Source organism: Aeromonas sp. ASNIH4, assembly GCF_002934425.1.
Classification (GTDB): Bacteria; Pseudomonadota; Gammaproteobacteria; order Enterobacterales; family Aeromonadaceae; genus Aeromonas; species Aeromonas hydrophila.
In genome coordinates this window covers 1,283,962-1,301,737 of the sequence record NZ_CP026217.1, presented here as the reverse complement: position 1 = coordinate 1,301,737, position 17,776 = coordinate 1,283,962, and the positions used below count along the sequence as shown (strand labels likewise).

Below are 17,776 nucleotides of genomic sequence, written 5' to 3'. Positions count from 1 at the left end.
CCAGTGGCGAGACGGGGTGTGCATGGGGGCAAGGGTCGCTTAGCCGAGGGAGGCGAACAGCCCCGCCAGGGTGGCGCTCATCAGGTTGGCCAGGGTCGCGGCCAGCACCGCCTTGAAACCGAGGCTCGCCACGTCGTGGCGGCGCTCCGGCGCCATGGTGCCGATGGAGCCGAGCTGCACCGCAATGGAGCCCAGGTTGGCAAAACCACAGAGGGCGAAGGTGATGATGATCTGGGTGTGGGCGCTCAGATCCTGCTTGATGTTGGCAAAGTCCAGGTAGGCGACGAACTCGTTCATGATCACCTTCTGGCCGATGAGTGACCCTGCCGCCATCATCTCGCTGGCCGGCACGCCGATAAGCCAGGCCACCGGGGCAAACAGGTAACCCAGCAGCTGCTGCAGGGAGAGATCGGCCCAGCCGAACCACTCGCCCACCGTGGTGAGACCGGCGTTGATCATGGTGATCACGCTGACAAAGGCCAGCAGTATGGTGCCGATGGCCACCGCGATCTTCATGCCGCTCATGGCGCCACCCGCCAGGGCGTCGATGGCGTTGCTGTAGTCGCTCTTGTCGAGGGTGATCTCGGCCTGATCGTTCACCTGCTGCTGCTCAGGCACCAGCAGCTTGGCCATCAAGAGGCCCCCCGGCGCCGCCATAAAGGAGGCGGCGATCAGGTATTTCAGATCCACACCCAGCCCTGCGTAGCCACCGAGCACAGAGCCAGCCACTGAGGCCATGCCACAGGTCATCACCGCAAACAGCTCGGAGCGGGTCATGCCCGCCAGGAAGGGGCGGATCAGCAGCGGCGATTCACCCTGGGAGAGGAAGATGTTGCCGGTGGCCACCAGGGATTCGGCGCGGCTGGTGCCGAGCAGGCGGTGAATACCGCCCCCCAGCACCCGGATCACCCACTGCATGATGCCGAAGTGATAGAGCACCGCGATCAGCGCGCTGATGAAGATCACCAGCGGCAGTACCCGCACGGCGAAGATGAAGCCGTTGCTGGCCAGATCGCCAAACACGAAACGGATGCCGCTGTCGGCAAAGCCGAGCAGGGCGGAGACGCCGTTGCTCATGGCACCGAGCATGATTTGACCGGGGGGGAAGTAGAGCACCAGGGCGGCAAAGCCGGTTTGCAGGGCGAGGGCCCCCAGCACGGTCCGCCAGCGGATGGCACGGCGGTTTTCACTGGCCAGCCAGGCGATAAACATCAGGGCCAGCATACCGACCAGACTCAATAACAGCGTCATCTTGCACCTATGAAGAGAGAAGTTTCATACGGCAAGTCTGCAGACAGGCATCGCAGGGAGCGGGCGAGAGAGGTGCCGACCCCGCGACACGCAGACCACAAACCTACAGGTTAGTGGCGGGTCCCATCCTGGGGTCATTCACGTTCCGGGTGACGGCGAGTATCGGGTGACGCCAGCGCCGTCGCAGGGGGAGCTGCGGCCGGGTGGCAGGTCGGGCGGCGATGGTACAGTGATCGCCGTCACAGAAAAAGCGGTAAAACGATTGGCCCCGCCAACTTTTTCACGGCAGCGCTGAGCATTACCCAAAACGCGGCAGGATTGCGCCACAACTGAGCAAACCCACAGGGAAAGCACTCCTTGCAACACCCGGATACGGCAGGCGCCCCCCCTTCCCCGGATAACCGAAGCGGTTCACGTTTTTTCACGCCACGACGCGGTACACTGACCAATCACCAAGTTTATGTTTTTATTGAAAAAGCCCCATGGTCCTGGAATGGCCTGGTGCCATCAACCTTCGGTGGAACGCCATCATGATGAAAAGAACCGCGATTGCCCTGACGCTGGCCGGCCTGCTGACACTGCCTGCCGTGCTCCCTTCCGCAGCCTGGGCTACCCCGGTACGCTCCCTGCAAAAGGAGCAGAATTACGACCAGTACATCAGCAAGCGCCAGGTGGTGGATCAGCTGCTGGCGGATGCCTGGCAGATCTTCAAATCCCCCGCCCGCATCTCCACCGCCGGCTTCACCGCCAAGATGCCAAGCAACATGGAACAGGTGACCGAACTGCTGCTGCAGGCCTACCAGCTCGAGCCCTATCGCACCGACCTGCTCATCTCGGCGGCCAACGCCCAGATCTACAACGGCAACGTGGACAAGGCCATCGGCCTGTTCGAGCAGGCCCTCAGCACCGCGCCCGATGACATCGACCTGCTGAGCTACCTCGCCACCTGGCAGACCTTCAAGCACAACGAGGCCGCCGCCAAGGGCTATCAGAGCAAGCTGGCGACCCTCAATCCCGGCCGCGCCGCCGATCTGCAGCGCATCTTCGACACGGTCGACCGCGTCATCGCCACCCCGCTCAAAGAGCAGGGGGAGCGCTCACCCAAGCCGGGCAACCGGGCCATCGTCACCCTGGGTTATGCCCTCAATCCCGACGGCTCCATGCACGACATCCTGCTGGGCCGGCTGGAAACCACCCGGGCGCTGGCCAAGGCCAACCCGGCGGCCCTCATCATCCTGACCGGCGGCGTGCCCCAGCACCGTCAGACCGAGGGCAAGCTGATGGCCGACTGGCTGGTGAAAAAGGGGATCGCTCGCTCGCGTATCATCGAGGAGAACTACGCCACCAGCACGGTGGAGAACGCCCTCTACAGCGGCTATGCCCTCGCCCGCCACCAGATCGAGTACGCCACTCTGGTGAGCTCCGCCAGCCATGTGCGCCGGGGCCAGACATTGCTGGAGATCGCCTGCTGGCAGAGCGGGCCGGCCGGGATCCGGATTGACAGCGTCAGCTATCCCGACAAACCGCTCTCCGAGCTTGCCAAGGTGAGCGACAGCGAGCTGCTCGGCATCTACCGCGACGCCCTGCGCACCTACGGGCTCTGGAGCTACCGCTCTGCTCCCCTGCTGGAGCGCTGATCCCGGGTGGGCCGCTCTCGCCCGGCTCGTTGCCTCTGCGATCTTTTTGCATCACAAGGCGTTATTAATAGTGCTGTCCCAATTATTTGTTGAAAGGATAACCTTGAAGTAGGTCATCACCTTGAGGGTCTCCATCATGGATACCCAAGCCTTTCAACAGCTACTGTCCTTCTTCCCATTGCTCACTTCGCGTCAGCGTCGTCTCGCGCAACAAAGGCTCGCGGGGAGCCAGCTCCCCGTTCTGGTGACAACGGGCAAAGCTGTGGACCTGCATATCGAGAGCAGCAAAATGGGCGAGTAGGGATGTCTGGGGGCCACCAATCCCCAGGGCAGGGCAGACCATCCCGAGGACCCAGGACTTGGTCGGGAAGTTCAGGGTCTCACGCCGTCCAAAGCGGGAATCGTGCCCCCAGCTTTGTAGCGGCCCCTCCAGCCATAGTAGCAGGTAGGGTTGATTCATGAGTTACTCCACATGACTTTGCAGCTTAGCGATCAGGTGATCCACACATCCTCCCCACTCCTAATCTCTCAGCTTGCCAAACAGGCTGCCGGTGAGAGCCTCTTTCTTGGTGAGGTAGTCTTCGAGTGTCAACAGCAGTCGGATTCTGACCCATCGGTGGATCACTTTCCCACTGCTGCTAACACTATGGGAGTGGGCTGAGAAGCTAGGTCCATATTGCTACTACGGAAGTTTGGCCAAGATTCTGTTGTCGTTCGGTGCAAGAACTCAAGAAGATCGGCTATCAGCTCCCGAAGAATGGAATCTAGCCGAAGGTACATAGACAGTACCTGCATCCAAATCAAAAACAGGTAATAAAATCGTGAGACCAATACCTGATTTTATTCGGCCGACGATAGACGCCTTGCTGAAAGCAGCTGCCGCACAGTCACCCTCATACTTGCTAGGAAGCTCAAGTGACCAGAGGCTGTCAGTCAGTGGGAAAGAGGGATTTGGAAACGGATCGGGCATACTACTCCCTTGGAGCGACGGAGCTTAGCTACCCGGCTAAATGAGGCTGGGATCGCCGCTCATGTTGTGGAGCAGATATTAGGTCATGCCTTACCCGGAGGCATGGCTCACTATGTTCATACAGTTCGGTTACCGGAACAAAAAATGGCGCTGGAGTTATGGGGATGAATTTTTAAACCATCAGAAAAAACGGCTGACAATATTGTGCATCTACAAGTTGGATAGGGTTTATTAAGTCTCTAGTTTTAGACTTTGCCTATGGAGGTTACACTGAGTGTAACCTCCATTTTTATTCATATCATACCCTCATGGAGTGTTTAAACCAGATGGCCAATTTATAGCGAATAGATCATCATCATATTGCGCTATATTTTCACTGGTGTTGATTTAATTATTTTTTGTAATGGGTTGTCAGTGCTTTCATTATTTCCACTTTTTCCAAATGAACGAAGATGTTTTTCATTAGGCTTGCGCACTATCGCATAAGCCAATATGTCCTGAATGAATAAGTCGTTTAAAGATTTAGCCAGCATGTCACGACCGCTTTTATTTTTAATTGGGAAGTTGTCTATTTCACCGCTATATTTAAAAACATCACCGTTGATTACATTGCTTCTCCACATGTTACCGATCTCTTCTACGATATCAAAGCTCTTCCCCCAGTCTGGTTTTAAAAATAAAAATAGATGAAGATAATACTTCCTTATTGAGCAATAATCGACTTTCCAAATATACCCATCTATATACTTCATAACTGGTTTTTTTGCTCCTCGCCTAAATATTGCATCTCTGCCATCAAATAGCTTTGTTAGCTTGTAATAGTATAAGGAGTTAGGGCTTTTATAGATTTCATAAATTTCTTTTTCATATTTTGAATCATATCCATCATCGAAAATGCAGTTAAATCCTAAACAGCACCTTATCACATGCGTAGAATCGCCATCGACCTTTCTATTTATGAAGTCAGTGATAGAGTTTATATTCTTTCTTACATTGTAAAGTCTTTTAGAAACCTCTTTTTTATAATGTGGAGAGTTATAGGTTGCATTGAATTTATTGATGAAAGCGGTCATCAGATCGATTGAGAAATACTCTTCAAAATCATCTCTATATGTGATGTCAATGCCATTCTCATTTACTATCTTTATGAATATAGATACAGCGGGATGCACATCAAAGTGTTCAAGATAATCCTGGTTATTGAGAATGTTATTTACGTTTGACCTCAACAAAATTCTTATTTTATTTTTTATTTCTACTTTCTGCTGAGCACTATACACAAGTGCTTTATTTAGATTAACCTCATCCTGAACGGTTAATTCTAATCGATTGTTGTTTTTAAATTGCCTCCCAATTTTAAATTGTTCATGGTAGCTATATTCCCTAACAGATGAAATAAATAACAATATATTATAAATATGTTCGAAGTTACTGTAATCTTCAGTTGCTATAATTTTTTGATAGTAAGTTACTTCGCTAGACTTATTATTTTCAATAAAATGACCGATAGGTGTGTCGTTCTCAATCTGCAATCCATTCTTACTAAGCCCTTCATGTCTAATTGCCAGATGTGGAGTCTTTCTAGTTCGCTGTGCAGCGAGGAGCCATTCTTTATCACAGTCGTATATTGAATATGGCCTTTCTGTTGTTTTTATTTTACTATTTTTATCTTTATTATTGTCGGTTTTACTTCCTCGCAAAACACGTTTGATTTTAGTTGGTTGCTCCACTTTATTATCATCAGCGAACATATCATCATTTATTTTAATGTCTTCTTTTTTATGCTGTGTTGGGGGGGCGCGAAGCTCACTTTTGGCTTTTACACCAATATGATGATGTGGTCTGTATTTTTTATTTCTTGCCATATTTAACCTTCTTTATGGTGTGTTAATTCCAGCATAACCTTCAATTCTATAGATTTATGTAGCCACATCAACAAGGTTGCACTAAGGATGTGATGCAAGCATCACTTAACTTATAGCATGGTTGCACTTAGTATATTTTGAGCTGCCCTTATCCAGGTGGAGGCTCTTCAGTTCTCTTTGCTGCGGATAGATGAATAGCATCTATCGGTATAGCCCTAACCTAGGGGCCTGCAATTTTGCATTACCTACAATCCATGTATCAGCTGCCTGGATTGGTCACTTTATGTAGCGTTATAGCAAGCAGTTTGGATAGGAATTACAGTTCACACTCTTCTAACTTCTAACTTCTAACTTCTAACTTCTAACTTCTAACTTCTAAAGAGAATGATGCGATACCCTGTTTTTTTTAACTGGCGCGCTCTTCTGATGAACAACTACCTCATCATCAGGAGTACATCATGAACAACCCCATCAAAGTCCTGCGCATCAAAGATCTCACCAACAAGATTGGCATGTTCAGGTCTACTATCTATGACTGGCTTAATCCCAAGTCTCCTCGTTATGACGAGACCTTCCCTAAACCTTTCAAGATAGGGCAGTCCTCTATTGGCTGGTTTGAGCACGATGTTGATAGCTGGCTTATTGGTAGAAGCCAGTCTTGAGTGCATTTTTTCATCCCTAGTGAGCTCCATAACTTCCAGCGTTATCAATCATGCCTTGATAGGCTAATTGGTTAGGGAAATAACCATTCCTTCTTATATATGTTTTTGGGTGTTTTCGTAGGTGGGATAGGCGCATCACGTTTAGGTTTATTTATTATTTAACATCACTACCATTCAATACTATTCCTACGCTATGTACAGTCACCCATATACAACCAATAACCATTACCACTATCGCATACCATTACACAACTCCCATATGGTGGTCATGCTACCACCAGCATAGGTAGCCAATACCACTCCACCAATCGCCGCTATATACACGAGTGTCTATCACACAGTGTAGGGTTACTCCTGCCTAAGCGAGGCCATCATGTTTAACTCAGTCAGACTATTAGATATCCTATCCATACCAGACCTGCTCCAAAATACAACGCCTCCTATTGTCATGGCTGTTGATTCAGCCCCAGGTAAGTCACGCATTACTTGCATTGACCGTAAGCTATCAACCCAACTCTTTAATACGTTGAATACTGTGTGTGATTATTTTTATTGTCATGAGGAGATATCGTCAGCGCATCCAACGGTAGCGCTATTCCTAACGCATATGCGAGAGGTGTTTGGGTTGCACCTCATCCATGAGCGATATCTCGATAGTGATGAAGGCAATGAATTAGCCAAGGATATCAATAACGCGCTGTATGCGTTTCTAAGAGAATGCAAGAGTAAGGCACACCGAAAGCGTCTCAAGAACCTTAAACGCGTTGAGAACCGCAATCAGCTCAGTATAGCGACGTATGTTAATAGCCTATTCGACCAGCATGCCAAGCTATTAATCATCCGATTGGATATCGGCTATCACGAAGACTACTACGACCAGTTAACGTTAGACCTCGTGACGAATGATCGGAATAGTTACCTTCGTCGAATACAGAATAAATATCCTGCATTGGTGGGGTATATCTGGAAACTGGAGTACGGTGTTGATAGATATTTTCATACCCACATTACGTTCATTTTTAATGGGGCAGTACACCAACGAGATATCTCGCTGGGTAGAACACTGGGGGAGCTGTGGGAGGTCATGACCGACAATGACGGGAGCTATTACAACTGCCAAGTCAGGCGGGAGGAATATCAACGATGGGGCACTGATGGCATTGGGATGGTCCACTACAGCGATACAACCAAGTGTCAAAACCTGATTAATGCGCTGAGTTATCTGACCAAGCTGGATACGCAAATACTGGCGATATTACCAGCCGGTCGTCGGACCTTCGGGCGTATGGAGAGACCATCGCCCCAACCTCGCCTTGGCAGGCCAAGGCGCTCCAGCTATGCACTTACATACTGAATTACCCTTGCTTGCACAGATATAGGGGGGGAGCAGCATCGCTCGTTTACAGACGCGGTAATATACCGATTCCAACCGTTGCTGGCGGGAAACTTTAGTCTCTGACAATACAGTTGTCAGGTAGGAGACGCGATGGCGTATGTGAGCACGATAAGAAAGCCACATTCCCTTGATCTGCCAATAAGAAGAAAGCTCCGAGTGTAGCGGGCACTTTAGGCTGGTGAGGCCATTACAGGCTGTTCGATTTAGATTAAACCCACAGTTTTTCAACCGTTTGCCAGTGCAAATCTAATCCCACATAACATGTCGTGGCCTGACGAGTGTCCATAATCCGCAATGTTCTTAATGGCGCACATAACATCTTCTTTTCGGGCTGTCACCAGTTGCAGCAAACGCTCACCATAATGACCTGCTGTCCCCATTTTAAGCATCACAGAACTGATCTCCGTTGTGCGTGTTAGAAGGGGTAACAAAGCAGCGATAAGCTCATCCCTCCCTTGAAATGCAGTCCACTCCAGAGCAAATAGAATCCCAAGCAGAAAGTCATCGCCAGAGGGTGTCAGGCCATGCCCATAACCCAGCAAAGGGGTGAGAACAGGACCCAGCTCCACCTTGGTGCCACCCAACCAATTTTGCAGGGCTGTTAATGGAGGAAACAGATAGTCATGGTCTGCTCCATGCCATTGAGCCCAAAAACCACCTGCAGGAGGGGCTAATGACAAGAAGTGATCCAACGAAGGTAACAGGCATGGCATGCTCCCCTGACCCGAGGTTAGGCGGGTCGACTGCCACTGACAATCGACAAGCCGGATCTTACAGTGAGGCCCCACCAGTGTATTCTCGTGCCAAAGCCAGCGACTCCCGGGCTGCATGTCATCAGGTAACAATCCAGTCGCCAGCTCCATCCCTGCCGGGGGCAAAGCCACGCCATTTATCACCAAAGTCAACCATTCACCTTGGTCCGAGATAAAATTGCAGCTTCGCTGAAAACGAGAGTGAACGGTCAACACATCCTGCTTTGGCATCACCAGGAGTCGCTGACAACCACGAATGACAGAGAGAGAACGCTGTGACAAAAGAGGCTCCTTGAACATGGATTGGCGAGGGGGATCACAGTTCTATGATCTGCTTCACTAACTGCTGAACAGACAGTCATGTGATACCGGTATGGTGCAATGCCAGCAATGACCGGACTCTTAGCCATTGTGCCACCAGCGTTAATTACCATCCTTCAAATCTTTTGTCGGTTGGGCTCAATTTCTTTCTGCGCACCCCCTCAACCCCCTCCATAGACTGGCCATGAATCATCCACCTCGTAGGAGAACACCATGAACAAGCGTATCAGTGCACAGCCCTTCGATTTCACCTTCGACCCGGCCACCACAGCCCTCATCGTGATCGACATGCAGCGTGATTTCGTCGAACCAAATGGATTTGGTCATGCCCTCGGTAACGATGTTTCCCTCGTGCGCCGGGCTATCGAGCCCTGCCGCAAAGTACTGGATGCGGCTCGAGCCAAAGGCATGTTGGTCATCCACACACGTGAAGGTCATCGTCCAGATCTGACCGACTGTCTGCCTGCCAAGCTGGTCCGTGGCGGCAAGCGTTTCATCGGGGAGCCAGGCGCCATGGGTCGCATCCTGGTGCAAGGTGAAGCGGGCCACGACATTATCCCCGAGCTCTACCCCATCGCTGGCGAACCGGTGATCGACAAGCCGGGCAAGGGGGCGTTTTACTCCACCGACCTGCACCTGATCTTGCAAGCCTGCGGCATTCGCTCCCTCATCATCTGCGGCGTCACCACCGAGGTCTGTGTGCAGACCACCGCCCGTGAAGCCAACGACCGTGGCTATGAGTTGGTGATCCCGGCAGATTGCTGCGCGTCCTACTTCCCCGAATTCCACAGGATCACCCTCGAGATGATCCAGGCCCAGGGCGCCATCGTCGGCTGGGTTAGCGACGCAGAACAACTGGTCGCAGCCCTAAAAGACTGACCCCCGGGGCCTATCGCCCCACCTTCTATTGACTGACAGAAGGCCCGTGACCGGGTCAGGGCCTTCTGCACCCGTTTACTACGGAAACGCTGACATGTTGCACTACAAAATCTATTCAAATCTCTACAAGGACTCTGTCTCGCTGATGCAGGTCTCCTCCCGTCTGAGTGGACTGGAGGGCGTGCGTCAGGCCTCCGTCGCCATGGCAACCGATGCCAACCTCGATCGGATGCGCGATGCAGGAATGGCGATCACTGTTGCGGCCAAACCCAGCGATCTGCTGATCGCCCTGCTGGCCGATGAGGCCGTTGGCGAACAGGCGCTGGCACTGGCCGACGAACTGCTGCGCCCTGCACCGGTTGACGACACCCCTGGAGCTGTCGGCCAGCGGCCTGCCACCGCTCTGGCCATGGGCAAGGAGCGTGACAACGACGCCAACCTCGCCCTCATCTCGGTACCCGGTCGTTACGCTGCCGCCGAAGCACTCAAGGCACTGCACCTTGGCATGAACGTCATGCTGTTTTCCGACAACGTGCCCGAAGCACAAGAGCTCGCCATCAAGGCGTTCGCCGCGCAGCGCGACTTGCTAGTGATGGGTCCCGACTGCGGCACCGCCATCGTTAATGGCATGCCGCTGGGGTTTGCCAATGTGGTACGCCGCGGCACCATTGGCCTGGTAGCGGCATCCGGTACAGGCCTGCAAGAAGTGAGCTGCCGTATTCATCATCTGGGCGAAGGTGTCTCCCAAGCACTCGGCACCGGCGGGCGCGATCTGCATGAGGAGATCGGTGGCCTGAGCATGCAGCAAGCGCTCCGGATGCTGGCCGCCGATCCCGGCACCCGCCTTATCGTCCTGATCTCCAAGCCGCCCTCAGAAGCCGTGAGCCAACAGGTGCTGACCCAGGCCCGTGAGTGCGGCAAGCCGGTTGTGGTGCATTTCCTTGGCGCCGACTGTGCCGCATTGGCAGCACAAGGCGTCCTCCCCGCTACCAGCCTGCAACATGCAGCTGATATGGCCGTTGCCATTCTGCGCAATGAACCTCTGCCCTCCTCCACCAACCTTGATGACGCGGCACTGGATCAGGTGCAAAGCACACTCGGCGCCATGGCACCAGGGCAGCGGGATATTCGCGGCATCTTTGCCGGCGGCACCTTCTGCTACGAAGCACAGCTTGCCCTCATTGCTGCCGGTCTCGAGTGCGAATCCAACGCACCAGTTAAAGGCGCAAGCACGCTGCAAGACCCCGCCCGTGGTTATGGCCACAGCTTGGTGGACATGGGTGATGACGAATTCACTCAAGGCCGTCCTCACCCCATGATCGACCCAACCCTGCGCAACGCACGTCTGTTGCAAGAGGCCGCCGATCCCACTACCGCCATCTTGCTCTTTGATGTGGTACTGGGCTATGGCGCGAACCTCGATCCCACTGGCGAACTACTTGCCACGCTGGTGCATGCGCGCCAAAAGGCTGGGCAGGCAGGCCGCCAGCTCATCACCATCGCCCACGTCTGCGGCACCGAACTCGATCCCCAACCGCGCCAGCAGCAGATCGATCGCCTGCACGATGCGGGGGTGCTGATCGCCCAAAGCAACATGCAAGCCGCCCAGCTTGCCGCCCGACTGGCCCTGCAACTGAAGTGAGAACCAAGATGAGCATTCAATCCGCCAACTCCCTGTTTCAACAACCGCTCCGGGTTTTGGGGCTGGGCCTGCAGAGCTTTTCTGACAACCTGACCAACGCCGGTGGTCAGATATTGCATCTGGCCTGGCAGCCGGTCGCAGAAGGGGATGATGCCGCCAACTGGACGCTGGCCACCCTACTGGAAGATCCGCGTATTCAGGCTGCCAACGAGCAGGCTATGCAACGCTACCTAGAAGCCCAACCCACCCTGGTCGGTGTGAGTGTCGCCAGCCGCGAAATATCAGCCCTGAATGGCAAACGCCGCATCCTGCACGCTGGCCCTCCCATCGATTGGAGCGAGATGTGCGGCCCGATGCAGGGCGCCATCGCAGGTGCCATTGTGTTCGAAGGCTGGGCCAAGGATGTCGACAGCGCCATGGCTATGGCCGCTCGGGGCGATATCGCACTCGAGCCCTGCCACCACTATCAGGCTGTCGGCCCCATGTCCGGCATCATCAGTCCTTCTATGCCCGTCTGGGTGGTAGAAAATCGTGCCCACGGCAACCGTGCGTTTTGCAACTTCAACGAAGGGCTCGGCAAGGTCCTGCGTTTTGGCTCCAACAGTGATGAGGTGCTGAAACGCCTGCGCTGGATGGGGGACGTACTGGCCCCGACCCTGGCCGCAGCACTCGAGCAATACGGCAAAATTGAACTCAAGCCTCTTATTGCCCAAGCCTTGCATATGGGTGACGAGTGCCATAACCGTAATGCGGCAGCCAGCGGCCTGCTGTTCAAGCGGCTTGCTCCAACCCTCGCCAGACTTGAGCGTGGACCCGAGGTGCTGGAGTTCATCGCAGCCAACGATCACTTCTTCCTCAACCTCTCGATGGCCGCCTGCAAGGTGATGCTCGATGCGGCGCACGGGGTGCCTCACAGCACCATGGTGACCGTGATGGCCCGTAACGGCGTCAACTTCGGCATCCGCCTCTCCGGCACTGGCGATCGCTGGTTCCAGGCTCCGGCCAACCCAGTAAATGGCCTATTCTTCCCTGGCTACGGCGCCGATGATGCGGCCGCCGACCTTGGCGATTCCGCCATTACCGAAACGGCAGGGATTGGCGGGTTCGCCATGGCCGCTTCACCTGCCATCGTCAAGTTTGTTGGCGGTACCCCAGCTGATGCCATCGGTCACAGCATGGCGATGCAGCAAATCACGCTGACCCAGCATCCAGCCTTTACCCTGCCTGCACTCAACTTTGCCGGTTCAGCAACCTGTATCGATGCCCGCAAGGTCGTAGATCGCATCATCCTGCCTGTCATCAACACCGGCATCGCTCACAAGCAAGCTGGCGTTGGCCAGATTGGCGCGGGGATCACTACTGCCCCGCTCTCCTGCTTTGTCAGCGCTCTCTCGGCCATCGCTGGCAGTCTGGAGGAATAAGCATGCAGAAGAAGAAACTTGCGGTTGTTGCTGTTGGCGGCAATGCCCTGATCCGAAGCAATGACGAAGTGTCACTCGATCAGCAATACGATGCGGTAGTCGAAACAGCGCGCCATGTAGCGGACCTGATTGCTGCGGGCTGGCAGGTGGTGTTGACCCACGGCAATGGGCCACAGGTGGGCTTTATTTTGCGCCGAAGCGAGCTGGCCAGTGCGCAAGTGCCGACCGTGCCGCTCGAGTACGCCGTTGGCGATACCCAGGGCGCTACTGGCTTTATGTTCCAAAACGCCCTCGGTAACGAGTTGCGGCGCAGTGGGCTGGCACACACCAAGGTCATCGCACTGGTCACCCAGACCCTGATTGATCGCTGCGACCCGGCCTTTACTCATCCCGACAAACCCATTGGTGCACACATGAGTCAGCCGATCGCCGAGCAGCTAGCCGCAGAGCAGGGGTGGCAGATTGCCGAAGATGCCGGGCGCGGCTGGCGACGAGTGGTCGCCTCACCAGCACCACTTGGCATCGTTGAGACACCCACCATACGAGCCCTACTCGAGCAGGATGCGCTTGTCATTGCCTGTGGCGGTGGCGGCATTCCTGTGGTGAGGGAAAAAGACGGTTCCCTGCAGGCCGCCCAAGCGGTCATCGACAAGGACCGCGCCTCTGCCCTGCTCGCTATCGAGCTGCAAGCCGACATGCTGTTAATCCCGACCGGTGTCGAACAGGTTGCCATCCATTTCGGAACACCAGAACAACGTTGGCTCGAGACCCTGAACCTTGCAGAGGCAACTCAACTGCTAGCCGACGGCCACTTCGGTGCCGGCAGCATGGGCCCCAAAGTAGAAGCCATGTTGAGCTACCTCAAAGGATGTCCTGATGGGGTGGGTCTTATCACTAATCCGCCTTCCATGGGCAAGGCAGTGCTTGGCCAGGCTGGCACCCGTTTTCTTGGTCACTGACGACAAAAGAGGCTACGGCCCCACCACAAGATACACAGCACCACACTATTTAAGGAGTACTCATGTCTGACAACAAGGTTCTGCTCGCAGTCAACGGCACGCTGATGCGCGGCCTGGAACTGAATCCCAACATGCTGGCCGTCGACGCCGAGTTTGTCGCCGAGTCATCCACCACCGCGGATTACCGCTGCTGGAGCATCGGCGATCGCCACCCCGGCATGCTCCGCTTCCCTGGTGAAGGTGCCGAGATTGCACTGGAGCTTTGGGCTGTGCCGCCCGCAGGACTTGGCAACATCCTGCAAAAAGAGCCGGCTGGTCTCTCGATTGGCAAAGTCACCCTCAAGGACGGTCAGGAAGTGCTGGGCGTGCTGGCCGAGCCTTGGCTAGTTGAGGGCGAACGGGAGATCACTGAAACAGGCGGCTGGCGCAATTACACAGGTCACCACCACATCAACTAAGCAAGGGAGAGCATCATGCGCAAAACCGAAACAAGCCCGGGAACTGCATCCGGCCTGCATATCACCATGATCCTGCTGGGTATCGCCATGACCCCAGTCCTGCTCTCATCATCCAGCTTGGGTAACCAGTTGCTGGAGGGGCAGCTGATCAGCGTCGTTGCATTGGGGGGTGCTATCCTGGCCATCCTCTCTGCCATCACCATCAGCGTAGGAGAAAAGGCCCGACTACCAACCTATGGCATAGTCAAATTCTCTTTTGGCAATAAGGGCGCCATTGCCATCAACATTTTGATGGCAATCAGTCTGTTTGGCTGGATCTCGGTCACAGCCAACATGTTTGGTCACACGGTACAGGATCTGCTCGCACAGCAAGGCGTATCTGTCCCGGCGCCCCTGTTGGTGACAATTGGATGTGTGATATTCACCATATCGACTGCTTTCGGTTTTGCCGTGCTTGGCAAAGTGGCCCAGCTGGCCGTGCCAGTGATTGCTCTGATGCTCTGTTATATCCTGAGCGTAGTTCTCGATACCCCGCCCGCGCCTGTCACCGAAACCTTGAACGGAATGGAGACTGGCGTCGCGGTGTCCAGTGTGGTCGGTACCATTATCGTCCTCGTGGCAACCTTGCCCGATTTTGGCAGCTTCGTGCATAACCGAAAGCATGCCCTTATCGCCGCAGCGCTCACCTTTATGGTCGCTTACCCACTTCTGTTCTGGGCCGGGGCCACCCCGAGCAACATCACGGGGCAAGGCTCCCTATTGGGAGCAATGGCACCGCTCGGCGCAGCGCTACCCGCGGCTCTGCTGCTGGTCTTTGCCTGCGTGACCGGTAATGCCGGCAATATGTTTCAGGGTACACTGGTGGTCTCGACCCTGCTTGAACGCATCCCCAAGTGGCAGATCACCATCGCACTGGGTGTGCTGGCGACCCTAGTTGGCAGCATGGACATTATGAGCTGGTTTATCCCCTTCCTGCTCTTCTTGGGTATCGCAACGCCGCCGGTGGCCGGCATCTACATCGCCGACTTCCTGCGCTATCGCAGCCAAGGGTATGACGAGCGCCTGCTGGCCCAAGAGCCGGCGATCAAATGGATCACCTTTGTAGTCTGGATCCTCGGCTCGCTAGTCGGCTTTTTGACCGCCAACAGCGTCATCACACTGACCATGATCCCGTCGCCGGACTCCATACTGGTCGCCAGTCTGGGTTACCTGGCCCTGAGCCGCCGTCCGGCCCTCATGGTCAGCAAGCGGACAAGCTGAGTTCCGCATATAGTCAAAAGGCCGCATCTGCGGCCTTTTTTATGAACAGATCGGCACTAGCCAAGTGGCCCAAGCAAGCCTTGCAGCAAGGCCGGATCGCGTAATTGCTGTAACCACCAGCTAAAACAGGGGCGCGTGTGCTGACGCTGCCAGGCCAGGAACAGAGGCGTGGATTGCTTCGGAGATTCCACCGTCATCACCTGCAGGCGACCATCATCAATCAACGGCTGGCCAAAATGACGCGGCACAAAACCAATACCGACCCCCTCAGTCTGAAGCGAGAGTTTGCTGTGAAAATCGGGTACCTGTAGCGCTTTCTGGCCGCGCAGCAACCAAGCTTCTTTGGGCTTGAGCTGCACAGAGGTATCTCGAATGCAAATCGCCGGGTAACGGCGCAGGGCGCGTTCAGTAATAGGCTGGGGTAACTTGGCTACCGGATGATTCGGGCTTACGGCAAAGACCCATTCCACCATTCCCATCGGTTCTGCACCTATTTCGCTGTTGGCAATCACCTGATTGGGTGCACCGACAGCAATATCGGCACGTTTCCCCAACAGGGCATCCCACACCCCATCGTGAACATCAATGGCCAGCTGAATTTCAGTTTGGGGGAAAAGCTGCTCGCATTCATGTAGCAAATGGGTAAGCGGCGCCAACGAGAGGATGTTGTTAAAAGAGAGGCGTATCGAGGGTTCAACCCCCATGGCAATCAGGCGAGTTGAGTCCTCCAGACTGTTAAGCTCTCCTAAGATCAACTCACCACGCTTGATAAAGTGGTAGCCAGCCTCAGTAAGCACCAACTGCTTTCCCTGACGTTCAAACAGACTGACACCGAGAGAGTCTTCCAGTTTGTGCAAGGTATAGCTGAGCGCACTCGGAACCTTGTGAAGCTCTTGCGACGCTGCAGCAAAACTACCACAACGGACAATGGCAATAACAACTTTGATCGCGTCGGCAGTGATTACCATGAAGTACAGCTCCTTTTTGGGGTGCATTGTAACATCTCCCTCACTTCGCAACGGGACAATGAATACTGGGGGTGATTCAAAATACTTGATTAACCGTGTTGCCACTTGCCTTCTTGAGCGATACCAACGCAATTAATCATTGGCTTCATCACGGCTATAGTTCCAACTGCCGCATTAATAGACCTGATTAGTCTGCTATCAGTGCGATTGAAAAGTAACTCAGATAGATATCATCAGGAGACACCAAGCAAAGATCGCCGTAAGTCCGCTTGGGAGCACCATTGCGGCCTCCCAAGTTATCGGTCCTGGTATCCCATCGGTCTGTCATCGATGCGCACTGTGAGTCATTAAGGCGCCAGTCGCGCCACCAGCTTATCAACCACCTCCAGCACCAGCGCTCTGTCAGCTGTATCGAGTTTGGCCAACTGTTGGCTGAGCACAATGCCTTGTTCGGTAGGGCGGTTGCTGGTCTCACGCAGGAAGTCTGCGAGCTCACAGCCAAACAGCTGAGCCAGCTCAGCGAGCCGCACGACGGTCGGCACCACGAGACCTCGCTCCATCCGGGAGACCGCTTCCATACCTATCTTTAAGTGCTCTGCCACTTGCTCCTGAGTCAGTCCTGCCAGCTGGCGTTGGCGTCCAATCGCTTTGCCCACGCTCTTGGCCAGCTCTTCAGAGTTGATGCTTGTCATAAGTCCTCCAGTCAACCCTGATAGTTGACTATGGACTTTCATTGACATTAAGGACCCTTTGCGATGAGGATCACCCTATTAGATCTAATTCACTGGAATAGTCACCCCAACATCGAAAGGAGTTCAACACGACCTAACCTCAATCTATCCCCTTGGTGGCATTTGGCTATCAGCCCTCACCACCATTAACCCATTACGTTTACACCCATTAGCCCGACAGGCTCGCCTCGTCGGTCAGGCATCCGTTTGCCATTTTTATTAAGGAGAGATCATGAATCGCGCACTGTTTTATCCCTTACTGCTGGCTTGTGGCCTATCACTGAGCGCTTGCGATACAGCATCCGCTAATAGCCCAGAATTCAGTCTGGAAGTGGAATACACCGCTATCGGGCGACCTCAGATAGTCGTCACCTCGCTCAACGATCAAGTCACTATTCAGAAGGTGCTGATTAATGGCGGCAAGAGTAAATGCCGGGTGATGCTGCGCAATGACATCGGTGGTCAGCTTGGGGGGACCCATTTCCCGTTCAAGCTCAATTACACCGAAAGCTGGCGGCTGGTCATGACCGAGCCGTGCCGATTGAGAGAGGTCACCCTTTTCACCAATCTGGGCAATGCCTCTTACACCATTGAATAAGTCGTC

General features: G+C 54.2%; 15 protein-coding genes and 1 pseudogene. 10 read left to right on the top strand and 6 right to left on the bottom strand.

Features of this window, described 5'->3' with window-relative positions; all coding sequences use genetic code 11:
• Positions 1-39 precede the first annotated feature (39 nt).
• Positions 40-1,251 (bottom strand): NupC/NupG family nucleoside CNT transporter, encoded by a 1,212-nt coding sequence (locus C2U40_RS06095; protein ID WP_017765670.1) that lies wholly within the window; start codon positions 1,249-1,251, stop codon positions 40-42.
• A 482-nt stretch (positions 1,252-1,733) separates the two neighbouring features.
• Between C2U40_RS06095 and C2U40_RS06090 the strand changes: the two genes are divergently transcribed.
• Positions 1,734-2,888: a YdcF family protein gene (locus tag C2U40_RS06090; RefSeq protein WP_181014884.1), complete on the top strand. Its 1,155-nt coding sequence runs from the start codon at positions 1,734-1,736 to the stop codon at positions 2,886-2,888.
• A 289-nt stretch (positions 2,889-3,177) separates the two neighbouring features.
• On the opposite strand, the pseudogene cas5e reads toward C2U40_RS06090, so the two are convergent.
• Together cas5e and C2U40_RS06070 are read right to left on the bottom strand one after the other, a co-directional pair.
• Positions 3,178-3,348: pseudogene (gene cas5e / locus C2U40_RS26685) on the bottom strand (type I-E CRISPR-associated protein Cas5/CasD); the annotation flags it as partial.
• 875 nt (positions 3,349-4,223) lie between these two features.
• Positions 4,224-5,723 (bottom strand): histone-like nucleoid structuring protein, encoded by a 1,500-nt coding sequence (locus C2U40_RS06070; protein ID WP_233768823.1) that lies wholly within the window; start codon positions 5,721-5,723, stop codon positions 4,224-4,226.
• A gap of 458 nt (positions 5,724-6,181) precedes the next feature.
• Between C2U40_RS06070 and C2U40_RS06065 the strand changes: the two genes are divergently transcribed.
• Both C2U40_RS06065 and C2U40_RS06060 read left to right on the top strand, forming a co-directional pair.
• The gene (locus tag C2U40_RS06065; RefSeq protein ID WP_103828449.1) at positions 6,182-6,385 is read left to right on the top strand and encodes a helix-turn-helix transcriptional regulator; all 204 of its coding nucleotides are present in this window, start codon (positions 6,182-6,184) and stop codon (positions 6,383-6,385) included.
• Between the two features lie 373 nt (positions 6,386-6,758).
• Positions 6,759-7,739 carry a YagK/YfjJ domain-containing protein gene (locus C2U40_RS06060; protein ID WP_225319273.1) on the top strand — a complete coding sequence of 327 codons (981 nt, stop codon included), beginning with the start codon at positions 6,759-6,761 and terminating at the stop codon, positions 7,737-7,739.
• 266 nt (positions 7,740-8,005) lie between these two features.
• Here C2U40_RS06060 and C2U40_RS06055 read toward each other — a convergent pair whose 3' ends face one another.
• Entirely contained in the window at positions 8,006-8,815 is an 810-nt protein-coding gene (locus C2U40_RS06055) for a DUF2877 domain-containing protein (protein WP_158656428.1), read from the bottom strand.
• A gap of 252 nt (positions 8,816-9,067) precedes the next feature.
• Here C2U40_RS06055 and C2U40_RS06050 point away from each other — a divergent pair, with 252 nt between their 5' ends.
• The 6 genes from C2U40_RS06050 (at position 9,068) to C2U40_RS06025 (ending at position 15,473) form a co-directional block, all read left to right on the top strand.
• Positions 9,068-9,733: a cysteine hydrolase family protein gene (locus C2U40_RS06050; RefSeq protein ID WP_101613913.1), complete on the top strand. Its 666-nt coding sequence runs from the start codon at positions 9,068-9,070 to the stop codon at positions 9,731-9,733.
• Between the two features lie 94 nt (positions 9,734-9,827).
• The gene (gene fdrA, locus C2U40_RS06045) at positions 9,828-11,375 is read left to right on the top strand and encodes an acyl-CoA synthetase FdrA (RefSeq protein WP_103828451.1); all 1,548 of its coding nucleotides are present in this window, start codon (positions 9,828-9,830) and stop codon (positions 11,373-11,375) included.
• 8 nt (positions 11,376-11,383) lie between these two features.
• Positions 11,384-12,796 (top strand): DUF1116 domain-containing protein, encoded by a 1,413-nt coding sequence (locus tag C2U40_RS06040; protein ID WP_103828452.1) that lies wholly within the window; start codon positions 11,384-11,386, stop codon positions 12,794-12,796.
• Positions 12,797-12,798: 2 nt separating this feature from the next.
• Positions 12,799-13,755, top strand: coding sequence for a carbamate kinase (locus C2U40_RS06035; protein ID WP_103828453.1), 957 nt, complete (start codon positions 12,799-12,801; stop codon positions 13,753-13,755).
• A 62-nt stretch (positions 13,756-13,817) separates the two neighbouring features.
• Complete coding sequence (locus C2U40_RS06030) at positions 13,818-14,213, top strand: allophanate hydrolase-related protein (protein ID WP_103828454.1); 396 nt, start codon at positions 13,818-13,820, stop codon at positions 14,211-14,213.
• Between the two features lie 15 nt (positions 14,214-14,228).
• Positions 14,229-15,473, top strand: a complete 1,245-nt coding sequence (locus C2U40_RS06025) for a cytosine permease (RefSeq protein ID WP_103828455.1) — start codon at positions 14,229-14,231, stop codon at positions 15,471-15,473.
• Between the two features lie 56 nt (positions 15,474-15,529).
• On the opposite strand, the gene C2U40_RS06020 is transcribed toward C2U40_RS06025, so the two are convergent.
• Together C2U40_RS06020 and C2U40_RS06015 are read right to left on the bottom strand one after the other, a co-directional pair.
• Positions 15,530-16,468, bottom strand: coding sequence for a LysR substrate-binding domain-containing protein (locus C2U40_RS06020; RefSeq protein ID WP_232105288.1), 939 nt, complete (start codon positions 16,466-16,468; stop codon positions 15,530-15,532).
• Positions 16,469-16,788: 320 nt separating this feature from the next.
• A complete protein-coding gene (locus tag C2U40_RS06015; RefSeq protein WP_016351406.1) occupies positions 16,789-17,133 on the bottom strand; it encodes a helix-turn-helix domain-containing protein in 345 nt (114 codons plus the stop codon).
• 271 nt (positions 17,134-17,404) lie between these two features.
• On the opposite strand from C2U40_RS06015, the gene C2U40_RS06010 reads away from it, so the two are divergent.
• Positions 17,405-17,770, top strand: coding sequence for a hypothetical protein (locus tag C2U40_RS06010; protein WP_060390113.1), 366 nt, complete (start codon positions 17,405-17,407; stop codon positions 17,768-17,770).
• Positions 17,771-17,776: the final 6 nt, after the last annotated feature.

Coding starts and splice junctions, on each gene's coding strand:
- C2U40_RS06030 (WP_103828454.1), top strand. CDS start 13,818: ATGTCTGACAACAAGGTTCTGCTCGCAGTCAACGGCACGCTGATGCGC.
- C2U40_RS06015 (WP_016351406.1), bottom strand. CDS start 17,133: ATGACAAGCATCAACTCTGAAGAGCTGGCCAAGAGCGTGGGCAAAGCG.
- C2U40_RS06060 (WP_225319273.1), top strand. CDS start 6,759: ATGTTTAACTCAGTCAGACTATTAGATATCCTATCCATACCAGACCTG.
- C2U40_RS06065 (WP_103828449.1), top strand. CDS start 6,182: ATGAACAACCCCATCAAAGTCCTGCGCATCAAAGATCTCACCAACAAG.
- C2U40_RS06095 (WP_017765670.1), bottom strand. CDS start 1,251: ATGACGCTGTTATTGAGTCTGGTCGGTATGCTGGCCCTGATGTTTATC.
- fdrA (WP_103828451.1), top strand. CDS start 9,828: ATGTTGCACTACAAAATCTATTCAAATCTCTACAAGGACTCTGTCTCG.
- C2U40_RS06050 (WP_101613913.1), top strand. CDS start 9,068: ATGAACAAGCGTATCAGTGCACAGCCCTTCGATTTCACCTTCGACCCG.
- C2U40_RS06090 (WP_181014884.1), top strand. CDS start 1,734: ATGGTCCTGGAATGGCCTGGTGCCATCAACCTTCGGTGGAACGCCATC.
- C2U40_RS06020 (WP_232105288.1), bottom strand. CDS start 16,468: ATGCACCCCAAAAAGGAGCTGTACTTCATGGTAATCACTGCCGACGCG.
- C2U40_RS06040 (WP_103828452.1), top strand. CDS start 11,384: ATGAGCATTCAATCCGCCAACTCCCTGTTTCAACAACCGCTCCGGGTT.
- C2U40_RS06070 (WP_233768823.1), bottom strand. CDS start 5,723: ATGGCAAGAAATAAAAAATACAGACCACATCATCATATTGGTGTAAAA.
- C2U40_RS06010 (WP_060390113.1), top strand. CDS start 17,405: ATGAATCGCGCACTGTTTTATCCCTTACTGCTGGCTTGTGGCCTATCA.
- C2U40_RS06035 (WP_103828453.1), top strand. CDS start 12,799: ATGCAGAAGAAGAAACTTGCGGTTGTTGCTGTTGGCGGCAATGCCCTG.
- C2U40_RS06025 (WP_103828455.1), top strand. CDS start 14,229: ATGCGCAAAACCGAAACAAGCCCGGGAACTGCATCCGGCCTGCATATC.